The following is a 20,971-nucleotide window of genomic DNA, read 5'->3' on the forward strand; positions in this document are numbered from 1 at the left end:
GCCACCCCGAATCGATCAGCTTCTTGCCGCCGATCACCGGGCGGCCAAAATCCAATGCCGCATTTTTTTGGTTCTTTTTTGGGGCGGCTCAGCCAAAAAAGAACCCCGCCGGGAGGGCAGAAAAAAAACATGGAGGAGCGATGAGCGACGGCTCTTCTTCAGACTTGCTGAAAGGGGAACACGCACACATCCGCGAAGAAGGACATGGAATGCCTTTGGGGCGGCAAGCCCCAAACAATGCCTCCCGCGCCAAAGGCGCACATCCCAAAAGAAGAAGCCGCCCCCCTGGGCGGCCTTCCTTATTTCTTCAGGCCCGCTGCCCAAAGCGAAAGCCAGTGCAACGTCAGCCCGCTGCCCGAAGCGAACCACCCTTTGACACACCGACGGCGGTGTGGGAAATTGCCCCCATGTTCAACGTCACGCAATTGATTGCCGAGGAGCATATCAAACGCGCCCAGCGCGAGGGTAAATTCGACAACCTTGAGGGTAAGGGCAAACCGCTGCCGCCCGACGAAGCCGAGAATCTGCCCGCTGACCTGCGCATGGCCTATCGTGTGCTGAGAAGCTCGGGCTATATCCCGGCGGATATCGCTGAAGAAAAGGAAATCATACGCACCATTGACCTTTTGGCCTATATGAAGGACGAACGGGAGCGGTATCTCCAGATACAAAAACTGAACGTCATGATCATGAAGATGAATGAACAGAGGAACCGCCCGGTGAATCTGGACAGCTCGGACGAATACTACCGGCGCATCGTGGAAAAAGTCCGGATCGCCGAAGAACGATTCAATAAACCAATGCAACACGACAACAAAGAGTAATATATGCACAAATTTGGAATGATCGCCCTGATCGGACCGCCCAATGCGGGAAAATCCACCCTGATGAACACCTATCTGGGGCAAAAGGTGGCCATCGTATCACCCAAACCGCAGACCACCCGCAACCGGATCAGCGGCATCCTGACCACTGACGATGCCCAACTGGTCTTTCTGGACACACCCGGCATCCACAGGCTGCGCGGCAAGATGAACCGCTTCCTGCTGGAGTCGGCATGGAACGCCCTTGCCTCTGCCGACGCAGTGGTGGTCCTCCTCGACGCGGCGCTCTACTGCTCCAAACCTCATCTGCTGGACAAGGAAATAGCACCGCTGGTCAAGCCCGTCAGTGAGGCAAACCGGCCCGTGCTGGTGGCCGTGAACAAGATCGATCGGGTCAAGGAAAAGGACCAGCTCCTGCCCTTCATGGCCCGTATCGCCGAACTGTGGCCCGATGCCGAATACATCCCGGTATCCGCCTTGCGTGGCAAAGGAACGGACAAACTCCTGGAGCGCATCCTCGCCTTCACCCCCGAAGGACCCCAGATGTTCCCGGAAGACCAAATCTCCACGGTCCCCATGCGCTTCATGGCCTCGGAAATCATCCGGGAAAAACTGTTCTTCTCCCTCCAGCAGGAGCTTCCATACTCAACGGCCGTGGAAATCGAGCAATGGGATGAAGAGTCGCGCAAGGACATGATCATCATCAACGCGGTCATCTACACCTCGCGCAAGAGCCACAAGGGCATGATCATCGGCAAACAGGGCGCGAACCTGAAACAGATCGGCACCCAGGCCAGAATAGACATCGCCGAATTGACAGGCAGAAAGGTGCATTTGGAGATGTGGGTCAAGGTACGCGAAGGGTGGACCGAGGACCCAGGCTTCCTGCGAGCGCTTGGCTTGGGCGAATAGCCGACTGTATATAATAACGCACTTGTAAGATTTTCACATTCTGGCATGGTGTCGTGGTGAGCATAACAGCATGCATCCTCAAGTCTACGGGGCATGCGCCCCGTATGCTTGCCGGTCCGTTGGCCGCCATCGTCCTGTTTACAGCGATTCTTATCTTGCGACCCGCTTTTGCCGAACATACCGGCAACTCCCTGACCGCCGTGGTTCTGGCCGACTTCTCTCCGCTCTATGCCATGGACAAGTACGGCCTGCCCGACGGGTTCGCTCTGGATGTCTTCTCCAAGGTAACCGAGCTAGCCGGCCTTGACTACGATCTGTTGGTGGTCAAAAGTTGGGAAGAAGCCCTCGACGCCATCCGCACAGGCAAGGCCGACGTCATCCCAGGCATCGGCATTTCACCGGCCCGCCAAAAGGAATTCCAGTTCACCAGCGTCTTCGAAACCACTCCGGTTTCCTGTTTTGTCCGCAAGGACAGCAACATCCACGGCATCGACGACCTGCCCGACAACCGGACTGCCGTCTTGATGTCAAGCGCGGCCCAGTCCATGCTCAGCAAAGCGGGTTCGGTGCCTCTCACACCATATGCAACCCTGGATGAAGCCCTGCTCAGCCTGCTGTCAGGCAAGACGGACATCCTCGTGGCCCCGGCTCCGGTGGTCTGGAAAATGGCCCAGGCCGTCTCCCTGGACGACAGGATCGCACAGGTAGGGCAGCCGCTCATGGAACTCAAGCGCGGATACCTGCTGCGAAAAGAGGATGTATTGCTGGGCCAAAAGCTGGACTCCGCGCTGGACTCCTTTGTCGGTTCTCCCACCTTTCAACGCATATATCAAAAATGGTGGGTTCGGCCGCAGCCCTTCTGGAGCAGCGGCAAGATCGCCATCGGAGGACTTGCCGCCCTGATCTCGACTGCCATGGCTTTTGCCTTCTGGCGTTACCGATCATTGGACTCACTCAATCGCGAACTCAAGGAAACGATGACCGCACGCCAGCAAGCGCTGGAGCGTCAAAAAGCCAGCGAGACGCGCCTCAACCGGGCACAGGCACTGACAACCATCGGCAGTTTCGAACGCGATCTATTAACAGGAGTGGGCCACTGGTCCGAAGGACTTCACAAGCTTCTGGGATTTCCCGTAGACAAACAGGCCCCGCCCATAGGCTCCTTCGTCAACATCATCCACCCGGATGACCGCGAGGCGTACTTGCTGGCCATCAACCTGCTCACGCCCGAGAGCCCCCACCACACCGGTGAATTCCGATTCAAGCCGCATGGCCAGGATGAATACCGCCATGCCACCTACTGCTACACCCACGAATTCTCTCCCGACGGCATCCCCATCAAGAGATTCGGTGCCATACAGGACATCACCGAACGCAAGCTCAGAGAAAGGGAGCTGCGCCAAGCCAAGGAGAAAGCTGAAACCGCCAGTCTGGCCAAGAGCGAATTCCTGGCCAACATGAGCCACGAACTCAGGACGCCCCTCAACGGAGCCATGGGAATGCTGCAACTCATGGCCTTGGATGAGCTCAACCCCACCCAAAGGGATTATGTGGAGACCGCCCTGTTTTCCTGCAGGAACCTGACGCAGCTTATCTCCGATATTCTGGATCTATCCAAGGTAGAGGCCGGGAAATTGAAACTTTCGCCCGTGGTGATCCGTCCCAGGGATCTCATAAAGTCCGTGCACGACACCTTCAACAGAACGGCTGAGGACAAAGGCATCACGCTCAACATGCTGGTCGCGGAAGACATTCCCGAATACATGATCGGCGATCCGGCCCGGCTTCGGCAGGTGCTTTTCAACCTGATTGGCAACGCCATCAAATTCACGGAAACCGGATCGGTCACCTTGGAGGTCTCCAAGGTGGCCCAAGACAAATCCGGCCTCTGCCGACTGCTTTTTTCCGTGATCGATACCGGCATCGGCGTACCTGACGATTTCGTCGACAAGGTCTTCGGCGCGTTCATCCAAGTGGACGGCGCTTACAACCGGAAATTCCAGGGAACCGGCCTCGGACTGCACATCGTAAAACGACTGGCCGACCTGATGAAGGGGCACATCAGCATCGAGAGTGAGGTGGGGCAGGGCACCACGGTCCATTTCAGCGCCGCCTTCCGCATCGCCGACAACGGCCTGCCCGACACCCATCAGGGACAACGCATCGTCAGCACTGACGACCGCTCAAAGCGCATCCTGGTCGTGGAGGATGAACGGATCAACCAGATAGCCCTCTCAAAATTCGTGGAACGGATCGGCCATACCCCGGTTACAGCCTACAACGGAGAAATCGCCCTGAACACGCTCCTGTCGGAGGAGTTCGACCTGATTCTCATGGACATCCAAATGCCCGTCATGAACGGCATCGAGGCCACCCACGCCATCCGCACCCTGCACAAGTTCCGTAAAGTCAGGTACATTCCCATAATCGCACTTACGGCCCATGCCATGTCCGGGGACCGGGAAGCGTTCATCAAGGCGGGAATGGACGATTACCTGTCCAAACCCATCAGCCTGGAAAAATTGAAGGCCTGTCTGGACAAACTGCTCGGAACGTGATCACCCGTGCCGATAGACAGGAAAAGGCCGCTGTTCCGGCATTGGAACAGCGGCCTTTTCCTGTCTGCCATCGGGACTAATGGCCTTCGTCGAATCCCTGCCCTGCCTTATAGGCTTCCCATTCCTCATGGGTCACATCGCCATTCTTGTCGGCATCGGCCTGTTCAAAGACAGAAGTGTCTCCATCGGAAAAGGCCACCAGGAATTCACTCTTGGACATGCAGCCATCCACGTCGGCATCCAGGGAGAAGAAACAGACATTGTAATTGGTCTGTGCCGCCACAGGCTGACACATGAAGCAGACCAGGATCAGGACAAAAAACAGTTTTTTCATTTAGACTCCATATATTTCAATCAACTAACCTTCAATAAAACCGGTCACGACATTGATAAACTTATTCAGGGATTCCTTCGCATCATGGCCCGCCTCAATGGATTCGGCATAACACCTGAGCAAATACCGTTTCAGGATCAGCTTGTTGGCCGACTGAAGTGCCGACCGGACGGCCTTGACCTGAACCAGTATGTCTTCACATTCCTTGCCCGCCTCGATCATGCCCTGTATACCACGGACCTGACCTTCAATCCGTTTCATACGGGACAGGACGTTTTTCTTGATCGCCTCTTCTTCCATGGTTGTCGTCTCGTCCATCATGCTCTCCTTGCTATCTCACCATGTTCCCGTTGCCCTGCAACATTCTTTACCTTACTGTCGTAGGGTATTTCCCATTGCACCTACGGAGGTTCATCCATGACTGTTTCCGACACCAAGACCTTCCTGCTCAACCTCGTGGAGCTGTGCGTCACCGTCTTTCGCGGACCCGATGCAGACACATGGTCAAAAATGGCAGACTCTGGATTGCCTGAACTCCTCGACCGTGTCCAGGGAATTCCCGGCTTCCCGGCCGCTCCTGTCCGGGGACTCGCAAAAGCCCTGTCGGACTGTCGCCGGACCGGGGGATTCTCGCCCCTGGAGACCGAATATGTCCGCCTGTTCATTGCGTGTCCGGGCGGCGTCCCCGCCCCGCTCTACCAGTCCTGCCACCAGGACACGCAACCCCGAACCATGGGCCAAAGCGCCCTGGACATGCAGTCCCGCCTCGATGAAGCTGGCCTTGAAATTTCCCTGCCTTCCAACGAACCGCCCGACCACCTGACCATCGAACTCGAATACCTTTTCTTCCTGCTCTCCGAAGAATGGTTCCGGGACGCTTCCCGTGCCGGCCGGGGTATTGATTTCGCCTCAACGGTCATGCTGCCCTGGGTGCGCCGTTTCCGCAACGCCGTGGCCGCAGCCGATCCGCACCCTGTTTTCCTGCACACGGCGGACATCGCCGTGGTCATGCTCGAAGCCCTGGTCAAGACCTAGTCAGTCCCCTCGGCCTTGACAACGGCTGCACGGAGCACGCTCAGGAACCGCTCGTCCGGCTCGAAATACCCGCGCTTGATCAGTTCTATGGTCCAGGTGCCGTCGCCTTCGGCGCGCACCAGATAGGCCAACGGCAGTTCTGCCTGGCCCAGGCACTCGAAAATCTGTCCGCCCTTGTCCGAGAACAGAGGGTAGGCCACATCGTAATGTTTCCTGAAGCTGACCACGGCCCTGTTGGAATCGTAGACCCCAAGGCCGATGATCTTGAGCCGCCCGGCCAGCACCGGGTCCGCCTCCACCTGCTTGAAAAACCGCGTCAGCTTCTTGGTTTCGGCCACGCAATCGCTGCACAGGGTGTTGTAGAGCTGGATAAGCAGGAACCGGGCCTTCAATTCCGAGAGTTGCAGGAACCTGGTCCCTTCGGGCAGGTCCAGGTATGCCCGGTCCTCGTCCCCGTTCAACACCGCCACCCGACAGGTTGGGAACGAATCCCCCACGGTCAGGATATGCTTTTCTTCCTTCACTCCGACCACGAGATCGGGATACCGCGCCTTCCAGCCGTGGAACCCTGCCGGATATCGGTATACCCGTGAATAACCGAGACGCACTGCCCAGCGCGCCGCAATGGAGCTGCGCAGTCACCTGAAGCTCCGGCAATAGATGACCAAGGCCCGCTTCTTGTCGCCGGTCAGGGCTTCCAGGGCCTGGCCCTTGGCCTGTGGCAGGTCCATGTTGTCGCCCAGGTCGAATTCCAGGTTGACGGCTTTCGGAATATGCCCGGCCGCGAACTCATAATCGGCCCGCGCATCGAGCAGGACCATGTCCCCGCCGCTCTCGATGAGCGCCTTGAGCCCCGCGTCGTCCAGCAGGGCATACCCCTCACGCTCCGCCTCGGCCTTGGCAGAGGACCACCATGCCTCGTTTTCATCCGCCCATGCGGGCCGGAAGCCCACAAAGCACAAGGCGAGGAGCAGACATGCAACATAGGAATATGTTCTTGGCATATGCACTCCCCGCCTTTGTAGTATCGTGACGGCCTGCCGGAACGGGTTCCGGCTATTTCGATCATCCCCTACTTGTTGGGATGAACCTCGTAGCTGTTGTCTTCGCCGAAGGCGTTGGTGGCTTCGAGATAGAAGACATCCTTGACGTCGGGACGAAGATCCTTGAACAGGTAGAACGCCTCGCCGGCCCTGGCTCCGGTGGCACAGGAAAAGACGATGGGCCTGTCGGTCGGAATTTCGCCGGCCTTCTTCTCAACCATGTTGACCGGCATGTTGATGGCGGACGGAAAGTGCCCTGCGGCGTACTCCTCGGGGTCGCGCACGTCGATGAGCAGGATGGCCTCCGGGTTTTCCTTGATGGTCTTCAGGAACCACTCGGTGTCCACCGCGCCTTCAGCTTCCCCGGCCTTGACCGCGGTGTCGGCGCCGCCGAACATCTCCTTCCAGCCGGGGTATCCGGATTCGGCGACCACGACATTCTTGTAGCCGAGGTAACGGGCCTTGATTGCAGACTTGTGGGACAGGGCACAGGCATATCCGCCGCAGTAGTAGACCAGGGTGGTCTCCACCTTGTCGATGGGCAGCAGGCCGCGCTTGTCCGCAAAATCCTTCTCGGGAATACCGATGGCGGACGGGATGGCCCCGTCCAGGAACTTCTTGTACGGACGGGCGTCGATGAGCATGTACTTTTCACCGGCGGAAATCCTGGCGTTCAGGTTCTCGAGACCGATGGAATAGTAAGGTGCGTTCTTCTTGAAATCCGGGAAACCGGCGGCATAGACCTTGACGTTGGTATACCCCAGGGCCTCGGCCGCATACGCGGACTTGTGAGACAGGGGGCAATCGAATCCGCCGCAATAGAAGATCAGCAGATCGTCCTTCTTGGCAGGCAGCTGGTCGACCATCTTGTCGAACTGGCTGGTCGGAATGGACACTGCTGTAGGAATGTACCCATCGACATACTTGGGCTTGTAGGGCCTGGAGTCGACGATCATCACGCCCTTGGGCTGGGGCATCTTGGCATACTTGGCCACGAACTTGTAATCAACAATGGAGTGGAACTCCTTGAACACGGGCTTCTTGGCCTCTTCGGCCACGGCCACGCCGCCCATCGCCACCACGGCGAAGACCAGCATCATGGCAACGGCAAACATTCTCTTGTACATAACACACTCCCTACCTAAAGGATTTTTTCCCTTCCTGCCGGTTGAGACAGGACCCTCTTTTCTATCCTATTCCGAGACTTGCTCACCCTCGGACTTGACCTTGTTCCACCACAGACGATGATGATGCTTGGCGTAATTCCCGGGGACCACGCCGGTGAACATGGACTTGAAGCCGGGCCGTTCCTCCGGCGAAATGGCCGCCATGTAGATATGCACCAGCAGGCCCGCAAAAACCAGGCCCACGCTGATGAAGTGCAGGGCCACGGACCAGCCGACCATGCCGGTGGCCTCGGCCCCGAAAGTGCGGTCGGACAGGTACATGATCACGCCGGTGACGGCAATGACGACACCGCCCACCACGGATGCCTGGGCAAATGCCTTCTGACCCATGTTGTAGTATCCCTGGTCAGGCAACTCCGGGTCCATGCCGACCATTTTCAAGGCCTTGGGACCCAGGGTCATCAGGACCATCTTCTTGAGCAGCCAGGCCATGTCGCGGGCCGGACTGACTGCAAAGACCTCGGCCAGGAAGAACCTCGCTCCCCTGAAGTTGACCAGCAAATAGAACAGGAACCCCAATATCCAGACGATCCCGATGCCCTCATGGATGGTCAGCAGGTTTCCGCCGCCGCCCACCAGGGAACGCATGGCCTCGGGATACCCCGAACCGAACGGATCGATGGCAGGATTCCGGATCAAGCCCACGCCGGTGAGCAGGAGCAGCAGCCAGCAGGCCGCATTGAACCAGTGAATGAAGATATCGGACTTGTCATGCCGTTTGAAGAGCGTGTTAGGCATCTGTGTCCTCCTTGTGATCATCGCTCGAACCGACCAGCAACTGACGACCGAGCATGGCGAGTACGCCCAGGCCGGACAGGGCCACAATGCCCTTGATGAACGGAGCGGACTCCTTCATGGCCACCATGGACGCGGGCACCACGGCCTCGCGGCCCCACTCGCCCGGTCCGGGGTCGCCGATATAATACATGTTGGGCTTGGTGTCTGTCCTGGCGGCCACGCGGGTCAGCCGCGCCTTGTTCGCATTATACAGGATACCCGCCGCACTCGCAGGGTCGTTGATGTCTCCGAACACGCGCGCCTTGGTCGGACAGGTGTCCACGCACGCGGGCTGAAGGCCTGCTGCCCGGCGTTCGGGACAGTAATTGCACTTGTCCGCCTTGCGCGAAACCGTGTTGCGAAAACGGGCATCGTAGGGACAGGCCGGAATACAGTTGCCGCAGCCGATGCACAGGGTTTCGTCAATGACCACGATACCGGTCTCCGGGTCCTTGTAGGTGGCACCTGTGGGACAGGCCTCCACGCAGGTGGGCCGTTCGCAATGCATACAGGCTCCGGGCTGGAACCTGGCCCTGCCGTCGGATTTTCCGGGAACCGCCGGTTCGCCGGTCTGTTTGATCCAGTTGCGGAACTGGCCTTCGGGCACATCATTGGCCACCTTGCAGGAAGCCACGCACCCCTTGCAGTCGATGCACTTGGCCGCATCGATGACCATGGCGAATTGTTGAGCCATTACGCCACCTTCCTTGTTACCGTAACAAATGTCGTATGCATGGACGCATTGCCGGTGACAACGTCGTAATCATCGTCCAGTAGTTCGTTGATGGACGCGCCGTTGCCATGGGACAGATGCTGCATGGTGGACAGGGTGTTGAAACCCGAGAGCATGAACACCGTGTCGCTGCGAATCTTGTCCGTGACCTCGGCCTTGAGTTCCTGCCTGCCCACAGGGCTGGTCACCTCGACCAGCTCGCCGTCGGCGATGCCCAGCTCCCGTGCGGACTCGGTGTTGAGCCACAGGGTGTTGGTGGGCACCATCTCGTGCAGGAGCGCATTGTTGTTCGTGGAGGTCTGGGTGACCATGGCGTTGCGGCCGATGACCATACGGAACTGATTCTTCGGCGGATTGACGGGCGGCGTATAGACCGGCATCGGGTCAAGACCCATCTGCTCGTACCGCTGGTTATACAGTTCCACCTTCTTGGACAAAGTCTTGTAGATTCGGCCATCGTAGATGCCGTAGACCTTGGACGGATTGTAATAGACGCCGTCGCGGTCCATGACCCCCAGGGCCTCGGGGATATCGCGGGTCTGCTTCTCGCGATATTCCTCGATGGTGAAGTCGAAGTATTCGCCCAGATCCATCTTCCCGGCTATGCCCTTCATGATCTCGAAGAGCGGCTTGGATTCATACAGCGGCTCAATGACCGGATCGCGCTTGACCACGCAGGCGCAGGCCACGGAACCCTGCAAGCCGGAGCACGGGTCCGTGCGTTCCAGATAGCTCTGGGAGGGCAGGACCAGGTCGGCCATCCAGGCGGTGTCGGACATGGCGATGTCCACCACGGTGACGAAGTCCATCTTGTTCATCATCTCCATGGTCTTCTTGCGGTTGGGCGCCGTGCCCATGGGGTTGGTCTTGTAAATAAACCAGCCCCGGATGGGGTAGGGGTCGTCGGCCAAGACCGAGTCGCGGGTGACCAGGAAGGAGCCTTCGTGCTCGAACATCATGGGCACCTTTTCGGCGTCGATACGATCCTCCTGGTTCTCGTCGTACCAGGGAGCATCATAGGAAACACCCTTGAGACCCACCTGACGGGCCGCCAGCAAACCGCCGGGCTTGTCCCAGTTGCCGAGCAGGCCGTTGACTATGGCAAAACTGCGGCGAATCTGGGTGGAGTCCTCGTAGTCGGAGGTGCGGCGGCCGGGATAGACCATGGCCGCCGGAGCAGCGGCTGCCAGTTCACGGGCCATGCGGGTGATATCCTCGGCCGGAATGCCGCACTGCTCGCTGGCAAAGCCGGGGGTGTACTGCTGAACATGCTCGGTGAGCTGTTCCATGCCGTAGGTCTTTTCCTCGATCCACCGGGGGTCGAAAAGTTGTTCGTTGATGATGACGTGAGCCAGGGCGAGCATGAAGGCCATGTCCGTGCCCGGACGCACCGGATACCACTCGTGGGACAGGGCCGCGGTCTTGGTGTAACGGGGATCGAGCGTCACCAGCTTGCAGCCGTTCTCGCGAATGGCGGTCATCAGGTCTATGGAATCCGGGGTGACCAGGGCCTCGAAGCGGTTGGCCCCGACCATCATTACATATTTGGAATTGAGCACGTCCGCAAAGGGAACCTCCCCGAACGTGTCCAGGAAGGCACGACTGCCGGACACCAGACACAGGGACTCGTGCGAAGTGACGTTGAACGAACCGTAGACCTCGGCAAACCGGCCCACGAACTGTGAATGCAGGTCGGTTCCGGCAGAGAAAAGCTGGCCGCAGGAGGTGTATTTCCTGCGGGTCTCCTCCATCTTCTGCGCGGCCATGTCAATGGCCTCGTCCCAGGGAATGCGCTGCCACTTGCCTTCGCCGCGCGCACCCTTTCTCAGCAGGGGATGCTTGAGGCGATCCGGGTCATAGACCTGGGCAATGCCCGCATTGCCGCGGGCGCAGAGCATACCGCGCGACTTCAGAAATTTGGGGTTGGGATCGAGCTTCCTGACGACTCCGTCTTCAACATGGGCAATGAGACCGCACTTGTTGAAGCAAATGTCGCAGACAGAAAACCTGGAATCCCAGGCAGGCTCGACCACAGCGGCGGCATGGGCCTTCTTCAAACCGCCGAGCAGGACAGGACCGCCCAAAGCCCCCGCGGCTACAAGGCCGGAAGCCCGGAAAAAATCTCGACGGGACATGGTTTGCTTTGAATTCGACACTGAATACCTCCGGATATCCATTGGTCAGTCGTACGTCAGCGCTTCTCCACCGCCCTATTTCCCTCGGCTCGAAGCGTTGGGAGAAGCCACTTGATGGTCTTTGCCTCCCACTTCCCACGCAGGAGGCGAAGGACCGCGCCGACGTGGCCGGCGCGGCCCCATTGCATCATGCTAACTGCACTTTGCCGGGGACGGCGAGTCCTTGGCGTAATCATGCAGGTAGGTAAAAATGTCGTTCAGATCCTCTTCGGAAATGGTCCACTCGGGGCTGCACTTGATCTTGCCGGTATCGGAGAACAGAGCCGTCCATTCGGCCTGGGTCTTGTCCGCCGGGCTTATGTCGCTGGCGGAACTGCCATGACAGGAACGGCAGTTCTTGCGATAAAGGAACTTGCCCTTGCGGGCATTGCCACCACCCATGGCAAAGGCCATGGAAACAGCGAAAATGGTAATCAGGGCCGTTGCCACGGCCAGGACGAGCTTGCTTTTCATGCTCCCTCCAACTTTGATATGTTACGTGTTAAACACAATTTATCCACTCTTGAACCATATCGACCATGCGCAATCAGGCATATTATAACCTGAACCCGGTATGGGTTGTTCGTTTCATATATACCCATACCGGGTATAGGTGTCAAGCCCCTTGCCCCAAATAATAACAGACATACTATCAATAAATGCTATTTCAATGCATACTCATACCTAAACATCACACGGAGGTTCCCATGTCATATTGCTGGTCTTCGCATCTTCGCCCTGACTTCAGTTCATCCCCTGGGAAAAAGTTTACCGCGGCAGTCCTTGCCGTTGTTCTGCTCATGACCTTGACCATGGTCACCGAAGCCCGGTCGGCAGAACGAGCCCAGACCATCGGCTCGGTCAAAACCGTATCCGGCACGGCCTGCCTCGGCCGCAACGGAGAGCAGTTGCCCGCCAAGGTCGGCGACTACCTGCTTGAGGGCGACACGCTGATAACGGGTGCGGATTCCTCCATGGGGGTCATTTTCCGGGACGACACGCTCCTTTCACTGGGTTCGCGTTCACAGGTCCGCATCGACGCCTTCGTCTTTGATCCGGCCCAGGACAACATGAACTTTCTGACCAACGTCACCAAGGGCACGGCCCAATACATTTCCGGGCAGATCGCCAAGCTCTCGCCTGAAAAAATGAGCGTTGAAACGCCGCTCTCCACCATCGGAATCCGGGGCACCCGTTTTCTCGTCAAGGTCGATTAGGAGCATATCATGAAGAAACTCATACTCACCGCCCTGTGTCTCATGCTGTTGGCCGGATGCGGCCAGACCGTCGTACTCATGCCCGATCTGGACGGCCATGTCGGCGAAGTCACCGTGACCGCCAAGAGCGGTGAAACCGTGACCCTGAACCAGGCCAACCAGGCTGTACGCGGAAAGGACGACGTGTATACCGTGTCCGACCAAGAGCTGCAGTCCACCTTTGGCGAGGCCCTGGCCGCACAGCCCGAACCCACGGCCAGGTTCCTGCTGCACTTTTTCAGCGATTCGGCAAAACTCAAGCCCGAATCCGAGGCACTGATCCCCGAAATCATGGAAAGCTATCGCACCCGCGCCTCCACCGATGTTTCCGTCATTGGACACACCGATACGGTCGGAGAAAAGCAGTACAATTATGACCTTTCGGTCCGACGGGCCACGGCGGTCAAGGAGCTGCTCGAAGCCGCAGGCATACCCGCAGAAATCATCGAAACCACTTCCCACGGCGAAGAGAACCCGCTTGTTCCCACACCGGACGGCAAGGCGGAACCGAGAAACAGAAGAGTGGAAGTGCTGGTCAGATAATCCGCTACCAGAGACGGTCGGCAAAACCCCGATTGAAGCCGTGCTCAGTAATGAGATCGGCGGTCTTCCGGATGTCGTAGGGGATGAAGCGCATGGTCAGGATGCGGGTCTTCGGATCGAACAGCCCGTACTTGGCCCGGTTGTCGCCGTCACGCGGCTGGCCCACCGAACCTATATTCACCAGATGGCGCATACCGGGCGCAAGCCCGGTGTCGCCCTGGGGCAGGGGCCGCTTTTCGCATACCCCCCCCCGGCAGGTGAAGCGCACGAGGGCGTGGGTGTGCCCCACAAAACAGATTTCTTCACTGTACCGGGCGAACACCCCGGCCATGTCATCCTTGTACTTCCATAGATACTCGCTGACCGAATCCGGGGGCAGGCCGTGCACCATCCGGCAACCATGGGCCTTTATCGCCTTGGGCCGGGAGACGAGCCATTGGTAGGTCTCCTCGGTGATCATCTCGCGGGTCTTGCGCAGGGCATCCGCTGCCGGCTGGTTGAACTGGCGCAGATAATGGATGTTGATCAGCCCCTGCTCATGGTTGCCCATGGTGCAGTTCACCCCGCGCTCGCGCAACAGGTCCACGCACTCCTGGGGCTGCGGCCCGTACCCGATCATGTCGCCCAGGCAATAGGCCGCCTCCACTTCATGGGATTGGAGGTCGTCGAGCACCTGCTTCAGGGCTTCCAGGTTGCCATGGACATCGGACATGATGGCGATGAGAGTCATGGATAAAAGCCTATCCTTTCGAGGACTCCACCGCAAGACACCGGCTGAAAATGCTTGCAATTTGCCGGTCCTTGCGGTGCAGTTCAGCATCAAAAATCAAGCGAGACCCTCATGCACATGCCCGACATCGAACAGACCGTCTCTGCCCTGACGGCCAACGGCTTCACCGTGTACCGAACCCCGAACCCGGACGGGGCGCGGGATATCATCCTCAATGAAATCCTTCCTGGGATCATGCCCAGGGTCGTGTCCTTCGGAGACTCCCTGACCCTGATGGAGACAGGGGTGCTGGACGCCTTCCGCGCCGACCCCGAAATCGAATTCATCGACACCTTCGAACAAGGCGTGGACCGACCGGAGATTCTCCAGCGCCGCCGCCAGGCCCTGCTTTCCGACCTCTTCCTGACAGGAAGCAACGCGGTCACCACAAACGGCAAGCTGGTCAACCTGGACATGGTCGGCAACCGGGTGGGCGGCATTGTGTTCGGCCCGGAACACGTCGTCATCACGGTGGGCGTGAACAAGATCGTGCCGGACGCCAATGCGGCCATCCAGCGCATCCGCACGGTCGCGGCCCCGCAAAACGCCAGGCGCCACAACGCAAAAACCCCGTGCGCCAAGACCGGCCGCTGCATGGAATGCAAGAGCCCTGAACGCATATGCAACGTCTGGACGATCACGGAAAAGAGCTGGCCCAAGGGCCGCATCAGAGTGGTGTTGATAGATCAGGAACTGGGCCTGTAACCAAAACAGCCACACCCCGCGAAGCGGCACCAGAAAGTTTTGGAAAAGGAGGGGATGAGGGTCCGGGGAAAGGGGAGGAAAAACCTTTCTCAAAAAGTTTTTCCTCCCCTTTCCCCGGGATTCTAATCGTCGTCAAGCCCGGTCAGGTCGCCTATCTCGAAACCGCATTCCTCTGCCTTGAGCACGCGGCGCATGAGCTTGCCCGAGCGGGTCTTGGGCAGTTTGTCGCGGAATTCGATGGACTTGATCACGGCCACGGGACCGAGTTCGTTGCGGATGGTCTTCTTCAGTTCCTTGATCAGGTCGTCGTTGGGCGTGAAATCGTTGTTGAGCAGGACGAATGCCTTGGCGGCCTCGCCCTTGATCTGGTCCGGCACGCCGATTACCGCGCATTCGCAGACCGCCGGGTGCATGCCGAAGGCGGCCTCAAGCTCGGCGGACCCGATGCGGTGCCCGGCGATGTTGATGACATCGTCGGCCCGGCCCTGAATCCAGATGTAACCGTCCTCGTCCTTCTTGGCCACGTCGCCCGCATAGTACAGACCGGGAATCTGTTCCCAGTACTTCTTGTAGCGATCGTCGTCATTCCACAACCCGGTCATCATGGACGGCCATGGCGCAGTGACCACGAGCAATCCCCCCTTGCCGGGCGGCACGGGCTTCCCGTCCTTGTCCACCACGTCCACCTCCACGCCGGGCAGGGCCTTGGTCACCGAACCGGGTTTGAGCAGGGAGATGGGCAGGGGCGAGATCATGAACATGCCGGTCTCGGTCTGCCACCAGGTGTCGAGCACCGGGCATTCCGAGCGGCCGATTACTTTGTAGAGCCATATCCATGCCTCGGGCGAAATGGGTTCGCCCACGGTGCCCAGCAGACGGAGGCTGGAAAGGTCGTGCTGCTTGGGATACTGGGTGCCGAACCGCATAAGCATGCGGATCATGGTCGGCGCGGTATAGAAGATGGTCACCCCGTATTTGGCCACAATGGACCAGAGCCGGTCTGCCTGGGGATAATTGGGATGACCTTCGTACATGACCGAGGTGGTGCCTGCCATGAGCGGGCCGTACACTCCGGCGCTGTGGCCGGTGACCCAGCCGGAATCGGCGGTGCACCAAAAAATATCCGTGGGCTTGATGTCGAACACGGTGGTCAGGGTGCGGTTCACGCCGACCATGTATCCGGCGTGGGAATGCACGATGCCCTTGGGCTTGCCCGTGGTGCCGGAGGTATAGAGCAGAAACAGGGGGTCATCCGCGTCCATGACCTCGGTGGGAGCCTCGTTGCGTTCCTGACGCACCAGGTCCTCGTAATGAAAATCGCGGCCGTCGACCATGTCCACGCCGATGTTGCAGCGGCGCACCACCACCATGGACTCCACGCAGTCGGCGCAGGCCCCGATCAGGGCCTCGTCCGCGGTCTCCTTGATGCTGATGATCTTGCCGTTGCGGTAGAACCCGTCCGCCGTGATGAGCAGCTTGGCCTGGGCATCGTTGATGCGCTGCCTCAGCGCCTTGGCCGAAAACCCGGCGAACACCACCGAATGGACGGCCCCGATCTTGGCCGAGGCCAGCATGGCGATGAGGGTCTCGGGAATCTGCGGCATGTAGATGACCACCCGATCGCCCTTGCGGATGCCGAGCGACCGGAGCGCGTTGGCGAAACGGTTCACCTCGCGATAGAGTTCGAAATAGGTGAACTTGCGCTGATCGCCGGGTTCGCCCTCCCATATCAGGGCGAGCTTGTTCTTGTTGGCGGTCTCGATGTGGCGGTCCAGGGCGTTGTACACGATGTTGCAACGCGCACCGGGGAACCAGCGGTAAAACGGCGCGTCCTTGTCGTCCAGAACCTGGTCCCACTTCTTGAACCAGTCCAGTTCGTCGGCGGCCTCTTCCCAGTACCCCACAGGGTCCATGCGGGCGAACTTGCGCGCCGCATCAAGCTCCTGGGGATTGACATTGGCTTCAATGACCAACTGCGGAAGCGGACGAAAAACCCGTTCTTCCATGAGCAAACTATCTATCGCACCTGAGTGGTCCATATATCCTCCTCGCCGACAACCGGAAAAACCGGTTTTGCGAGTCTCATTCATACCAACTCCGTCACGCAACTCCCGCCTTATTCGGTCAGCGGTAGCAGCGGCGAGTTGAACGGTTACAAGCCGATGATCTTTTTCAATTCAGCTATACGCCTCCGGCTGATGGGCAGCTCGATACGCGTACGCCCGGCGGTTCGCAGCATGAAGTTGGAACCGGGCATGCTCGCTATTTCGGTAACCATGTCCAGGTTCACCAGATACTTGCGGTGCACACGGAAAAAGCGGTGAGGCCCGAGCCTGTCCTCCAGGTTCTTGAGCCGATAGGACGAAAGAAATTTCTGGTTGGCCGTATGCACGTAGGAATAGTCCTCAAAGGCCTCGACGAAAATAATCTGGTCGTAGGGAATGAGAATGGTGCGCCCGTCCTGGGTCACGGCCAGCTTCTCGATCTCGGGCCTGCGCCCGGTGCTCTGCCCCCAGGCCGCCTGCAATGCGGCCAGGAAGGAATCCTGTTCCTCTTCGGGCAAAGGCAATTTCACGGTCTGCTCGTCGGAATCCTCGACCTCATCCTCGAAGGCGTCAGCAGCCGGAGCCGGATGCGGCACTTCGCGGAACCGGGTCTTGAAGGTCTGAAGCCGGTCCATGGTTCGGGCCATGCGGCCGGGCGCGGGCGGCCAAAGCAGGTAATCGGTGGCCCCCAGCTCAAATGCGGCATAGGCCTGGTTCTCCGAATCCGAGATGAAAACCAGCGCGGGCTTGTTCTTGCGTCCAGCCAGCATCTGGGCCATCTCGATGCCCGAAACATCGCAGGGCAGATCCACACCCACGAAAAACACGCCGTAGTGGATGCATTCAAGCATTTCCATGGCCTCGAACGCGGAGACCGCTTCGCCCATCACCTGGATAAAGGGGACCTCGGACAGCACGTCGCGCAACGCGGTGCGAACCTCGGAGTCTGGATGGATGAGCAGGGCTTTCAGCTTGGGCATATTTCTGGTCTGTCCGTGTTTGGTGAAGACGAAATCTCCAATGCACCTTTATCCCTACGCATATTCGTGCGGGTTCGCAAGACTGGGAGACACACCAAACAATCCGGCTCTAATTTGCCCCCCTCCGATGCATGCTTTAGAAAAAAACCGGCTGCTGCATCTTGCCCCAGCCCCGTGAATTCTCTACATTCAACCATTATGAAGAATCCCTACCTGAACAGCCTGATCAGATTCCTGCGGTCTCACGTCCTCATGTCGTTCATCATTTACGGCGCTGCCGTCAGCGTGCTGGGCGGCGCCCTGTGGGTGACCTTCCAATTCGTGCAGCCGCTGCCTCCGAAAAAAGTCACCATGGTCTCCGGTGGTGAAGGCGGGGCTTACTACGCCTTTGCCAAACAGTACGCACAGTTCTTCAAGAAACACGGATATGAGCTTGAAGTCCTCACCTCCAAAGGCTCCATGGACAACCTGAACCGGATAAACGACCCGGAAGCCGACGTGCAGGCCGCGCTCATGCAGGGCGGCATCACCACAGCCGAACAACACCCCGACCTTGAAAGCCTGGGCAGCCTCTTTTACGAACCGATCTGGGTCTTCCACTCCAAACGGCTGCGGCTCAAGACCCTGGCCGACCTCAAGGGCCACAAGGTCGCCATAGGCGCAGAGGGCAGCGGTACCCATCATCTGGTCAGCACGCTGCTTGCGGAAAACGACATCACCGCCGAGACCGCGACCCTGATACCGGAAGGGATCAGCGAAGCGGCTCCCCAACTCCAGGACCGGAAGATCGACGCGCTCTTCGCCATCTCCGGGATCAACTCCCAAGCCGTGGAAGACCTAAGCCTGGCGCACAAGACCGTCAAACTGTATTCCTTTGACCGGGCCGAAACCTACGTCCGTACACACCATTATCTCAAGAAGCTGACACTGCCCCCGGGCGGCATCGACCTGATCAACAACCTGCCCGACAGCGATGTGACCCTGCTCGCGCCCACGGCCAACCTGGTGGTCAGGGAGGATTTGCACCCGGCCCTCAAATACCTCTTCCTGCTGGCCGCGGATCACGTGCACAAGGACGGCGACATGTTCGCCCCCTCCGGCCATTTCCCCAACAAGGAGGCCCTGCTCTTCCCCTTGAGCGACGAGGCCCGGAACTTCTACAAATCCGGCCCGCCCTTTCTCATGCGCTACCTTCCCTTCCAGTTGGCCATCACGGCGGAGCGGCTCAAGATCCTGCTCATCCCCCTGCTGACCCTGCTCTTCCCGCTGTTCAAGATCACACCGCCCGCCTACCGCTGGCAGATCCGGCGGCGTATTTTCAAGTGGTACAAGCACCTGAAAGAACTCGACATGAAAGCCTATGAGCTGACCGACCCCGCAGAAGCGCGGAAGATGCTGGAACAACTGGAACACATGGACCGCATGGTCCTGGAGACCTCGGTTCCCCTTTCCTACACCGACTACATATACTCCCTGCGGCTGCATATCCGCATGATCGAACAACGGCTGAAAGTGATCGCCGGCGAAATCAAGGAGCAGGACACGGTCTGATCCCCTGCCGACCCCAAAACAAGAACCGCCGGAAGTCTGACGACATCCGGCGGTTTTGTTTTGTCCAAGGGTTACTGCGTGGGCGGCGGCCCGCCCCGCACACCTTCGGGGGCGCAAACCGTTCCTTCGGGCGTGTCGCGGCAGACCCCTTTGAGCGGGCCGTGCGGGGTCTGCACGGTGCAACCATCCCCAACCGCCACTCCTTTGCAGGCAGTGAACGCTTCGGGCGGCGGTCCACGACGCTGCCCCCGCTGTCCCACACCCTGACCTTGCCCGCCCTGCCGCATATTCGGGCTATCGCCCATGGATTGGCGCCTGCCCTTCCATGCCGGAATGCGATGATTGGACGGCTCATAATAGGCCACCCCGCCCCCGGCCACGCAACGCACGAAGTTGAAAATGCGGATGTCGTCTCCCTGAGGGCCATGGCCCTGCGGATACCGACCCGGATCACCGGACTTGGGGTCGCTGCGTTGCGCCCCTGCACCGTGCACGTCGATAAAGGCCTTGGACTGACCGGAATTCGGAGGCGAAAAATACCCCATGGCCCGGCCAAAGGCTATATAGACCGCATGGCTCGGCTTGGGGCCATCCATATGCGTGGTAGAGGTCCAGAAATAGGATTCCACTTCCGAGACCGAAAAGATCGGGTCGATGGCCGCCGAATCCGAGGTCTTCGGGCTGCGCGAATACTCCACTATGGAATGCAGCTCCTTGGCCGAAGGCAGCCGCCAATCCGGGCGCCCGCCAAGATTCAGGTTCTCGCAATAGGCCAGGGCCTCCCCCCAGTTTCTGGTCTTGCCGTCATCCGCCTGCTGCCAGAGCAGCCCGGTGGCGCGGTCGGCCACTGTCCCATCCCCGTCCGTGTGAAAATCGTTTTTGCCGTAGTCGGGGTTGCCGCGCACGTACCGCATGTACCGGCTCTTTTGCTGACGGGAACGGACGGGATATCCCTTGATGCGCCCGTCCGCGAAATTCACGCCGAACGCGGTCTTCGCCCCGCCCATGGTGGTCCCGGCATACTCGGTCGACGACCAGTCCTGACAATCGATGATCCGGGCGCCCGCTTTCGTATCCCCCCACTTGAAATCAAAGTACCGGGTGTCGATGAAAGCGGTGGAACTGGCCTCGTCCGCCTGCACCCAGCCGTTGAAATCCATGAGCGAATACAATTCCTTGATGGTGGGAGCGCGCCAATCAGCATGGCCGCCCGCCCGGCAATCTTCAGCGCCGTCCATGCCCTCCTGCCAGCTCACCGGATTGCCTCTGGCCTTGACCCACATAAGCCCGGTGACCAGATCGGAAACCGTGCCGTCGCCGTTGTCTCTATAGTGTGGAAGATTCCCCTGATACTGAGAATCCTGACCGTTGAATTCCTCCCCCGGCCGGGGGCAGGATATCTGGCGAGAATCATCGAAACAGGCGTTCTGTCCGGTGTCCACGACCGGATACGAGGCAGGCCAGGCCTGACCGGCCATCAGGACCAACCCCAACCAACAAACAAGGATGCGCATTTTCATATCTCCTATCCAGTTTTAATCGCCG

At 59.0% G+C, this 20,971-nt stretch carries 20 protein-coding genes; 8 read left to right on the forward strand and 12 right to left on the reverse strand.

Annotated elements, in window-relative coordinates:
* The 3 genes from DWB63_RS17485 to DWB63_RS12090 all read left to right on the forward strand — a co-directional run.
* Nucleotides 1-824: DnaJ family domain-containing protein (locus tag DWB63_RS17485; RefSeq protein ID WP_241648834.1), on the forward strand; the 824-nt coding region annotated here is incomplete at its 5' end.
* 3 nt (nucleotides 825-827) lie between these two features.
* Nucleotides 828-1,736, forward strand: coding sequence for a GTPase Era (era, locus tag DWB63_RS12085; protein ID WP_128329099.1), 909 nt, complete (start codon nucleotides 828-830; stop codon nucleotides 1,734-1,736).
* A gap of 56 nt (nucleotides 1,737-1,792) precedes the next feature.
* Complete coding sequence (locus tag DWB63_RS12090) at nucleotides 1,793-4,294, forward strand: transporter substrate-binding domain-containing protein (protein WP_128329100.1); 2,502 nt, start codon at nucleotides 1,793-1,795, stop codon at nucleotides 4,292-4,294.
* A 76-nt stretch (nucleotides 4,295-4,370) separates the two neighbouring features.
* Here DWB63_RS12090 and DWB63_RS12095 read toward each other — a convergent pair whose 3' ends face one another.
* Both DWB63_RS12095 and DWB63_RS12100 read right to left on the reverse strand, forming a co-directional pair.
* Nucleotides 4,371-4,628: a hypothetical protein gene (locus tag DWB63_RS12095; RefSeq protein WP_128329101.1), complete on the reverse strand. Its 258-nt coding sequence runs from the start codon at nucleotides 4,626-4,628 to the stop codon at nucleotides 4,371-4,373.
* A gap of 24 nt (nucleotides 4,629-4,652) precedes the next feature.
* The gene (locus tag DWB63_RS12100) at nucleotides 4,653-4,946 is read right to left on the reverse strand and encodes a metal-sensitive transcriptional regulator (protein ID WP_128329102.1); all 294 of its coding nucleotides are present in this window, start codon (nucleotides 4,944-4,946) and stop codon (nucleotides 4,653-4,655) included.
* Between the two features lie 99 nt (nucleotides 4,947-5,045).
* On the opposite strand from DWB63_RS12100, the gene DWB63_RS12105 reads away from it, so the two are divergent.
* Nucleotides 5,046-5,663 carry a molecular chaperone TorD family protein gene (locus DWB63_RS12105; RefSeq protein WP_128329103.1) on the forward strand — a complete coding sequence of 206 codons (618 nt, stop codon included), beginning with the start codon at nucleotides 5,046-5,048 and terminating at the stop codon, nucleotides 5,661-5,663.
* Here the strand turns inward: DWB63_RS12105 and DWB63_RS17530 are convergent.
* From DWB63_RS17530 to DWB63_RS12140, 6 genes are all read right to left on the reverse strand, one after another.
* On the reverse strand, nucleotides 5,660-6,667 hold the full coding sequence (locus DWB63_RS17530) for a rhodanese-like domain-containing protein (RefSeq protein ID WP_271121212.1): 1,008 nt from the start codon (nucleotides 6,665-6,667) through the stop codon (nucleotides 5,660-5,662). The genes DWB63_RS12105 and DWB63_RS17530 overlap by 4 nt on opposite strands.
* A gap of 68 nt (nucleotides 6,668-6,735) precedes the next feature.
* Entirely contained in the window at nucleotides 6,736-7,833 is a 1,098-nt protein-coding gene (locus DWB63_RS12120) for a rhodanese-like domain-containing protein (RefSeq protein ID WP_128329106.1), read from the reverse strand.
* Nucleotides 7,834-7,899: 66 nt separating this feature from the next.
* Entirely contained in the window at nucleotides 7,900-8,631 is a 732-nt protein-coding gene (locus DWB63_RS12125; protein ID WP_128329107.1) for a cytochrome b/b6 domain-containing protein, read from the reverse strand.
* Nucleotides 8,624-9,364 carry a 4Fe-4S dicluster domain-containing protein gene (locus tag DWB63_RS12130; protein ID WP_128329108.1) on the reverse strand — a complete coding sequence of 247 codons (741 nt, stop codon included), beginning with the start codon at nucleotides 9,362-9,364 and terminating at the stop codon, nucleotides 8,624-8,626. Before DWB63_RS12130 ends, DWB63_RS12125 begins: the two co-directional genes overlap by 8 nt.
* Nucleotides 9,364-11,559 (reverse strand): molybdopterin-dependent oxidoreductase, encoded by a 2,196-nt coding sequence (locus DWB63_RS12135; protein ID WP_241648835.1) that lies wholly within the window; start codon nucleotides 11,557-11,559, stop codon nucleotides 9,364-9,366. Before DWB63_RS12135 ends, DWB63_RS12130 begins: the two co-directional genes overlap by 1 nt.
* A gap of 171 nt (nucleotides 11,560-11,730) precedes the next feature.
* Entirely contained in the window at nucleotides 11,731-12,051 is a 321-nt protein-coding gene (locus tag DWB63_RS12140) for a cytochrome c (protein WP_128329110.1), read from the reverse strand.
* Nucleotides 12,052-12,284: 233 nt separating this feature from the next.
* Between DWB63_RS12140 and DWB63_RS12145 the strand changes: the two genes are divergently transcribed.
* Both DWB63_RS12145 and DWB63_RS12150 read left to right on the forward strand, forming a co-directional pair.
* Complete coding sequence (locus DWB63_RS12145) at nucleotides 12,285-12,794, forward strand: FecR domain-containing protein (protein WP_164879879.1); 510 nt, start codon at nucleotides 12,285-12,287, stop codon at nucleotides 12,792-12,794.
* A 9-nt stretch (nucleotides 12,795-12,803) separates the two neighbouring features.
* On the forward strand, nucleotides 12,804-13,376 hold the full coding sequence (locus tag DWB63_RS12150; RefSeq protein WP_128329112.1) for an OmpA family protein: 573 nt from the start codon (nucleotides 12,804-12,806) through the stop codon (nucleotides 13,374-13,376).
* A 4-nt stretch (nucleotides 13,377-13,380) separates the two neighbouring features.
* On the opposite strand, the gene DWB63_RS12155 is transcribed toward DWB63_RS12150, so the two are convergent.
* A complete protein-coding gene (locus DWB63_RS12155) occupies nucleotides 13,381-14,106 on the reverse strand; it encodes a metallophosphoesterase family protein (protein ID WP_128329113.1) in 726 nt (241 codons plus the stop codon).
* Nucleotides 14,107-14,223: 117 nt separating this feature from the next.
* Here DWB63_RS12155 and DWB63_RS12160 point away from each other — a divergent pair, with 117 nt between their 5' ends.
* Nucleotides 14,224-14,850 (forward strand): lactate utilization protein, encoded by a 627-nt coding sequence (locus DWB63_RS12160; RefSeq protein ID WP_347231972.1) that lies wholly within the window; start codon nucleotides 14,224-14,226, stop codon nucleotides 14,848-14,850.
* A 122-nt stretch (nucleotides 14,851-14,972) separates the two neighbouring features.
* Here DWB63_RS12160 and acs read toward each other — a convergent pair whose 3' ends face one another.
* Nucleotides 14,973-16,889, reverse strand: a complete 1,917-nt coding sequence (acs, locus tag DWB63_RS12165) for an acetate--CoA ligase (protein WP_128329115.1) — start codon at nucleotides 16,887-16,889, stop codon at nucleotides 14,973-14,975.
* Nucleotides 16,890-17,002: 113 nt separating this feature from the next.
* Nucleotides 17,003-17,875 (reverse strand): LytTR family DNA-binding domain-containing protein, encoded by an 873-nt coding sequence (locus tag DWB63_RS12170; protein ID WP_128329116.1) that lies wholly within the window; start codon nucleotides 17,873-17,875, stop codon nucleotides 17,003-17,005.
* A gap of 198 nt (nucleotides 17,876-18,073) precedes the next feature.
* On the opposite strand from DWB63_RS12170, the gene DWB63_RS12175 reads away from it, so the two are divergent.
* A complete protein-coding gene (locus DWB63_RS12175; RefSeq protein WP_164879880.1) occupies nucleotides 18,074-19,426 on the forward strand; it encodes a TAXI family TRAP transporter solute-binding subunit in 1,353 nt (450 codons plus the stop codon).
* A gap of 71 nt (nucleotides 19,427-19,497) precedes the next feature.
* Here DWB63_RS12175 and DWB63_RS12180 read toward each other — a convergent pair whose 3' ends face one another.
* Entirely contained in the window at nucleotides 19,498-20,940 is a 1,443-nt protein-coding gene (locus DWB63_RS12180; RefSeq protein ID WP_241648836.1) for a DUF1566 domain-containing protein, read from the reverse strand.
* Between the last annotated feature and the right edge of the window lie 31 nt (nucleotides 20,941-20,971).

The organism is Pseudodesulfovibrio sp. S3 (assembly GCF_004025585.1).
Classification (GTDB): domain Bacteria; phylum Desulfobacterota; class Desulfovibrionia; order Desulfovibrionales; family Desulfovibrionaceae; genus Pseudodesulfovibrio.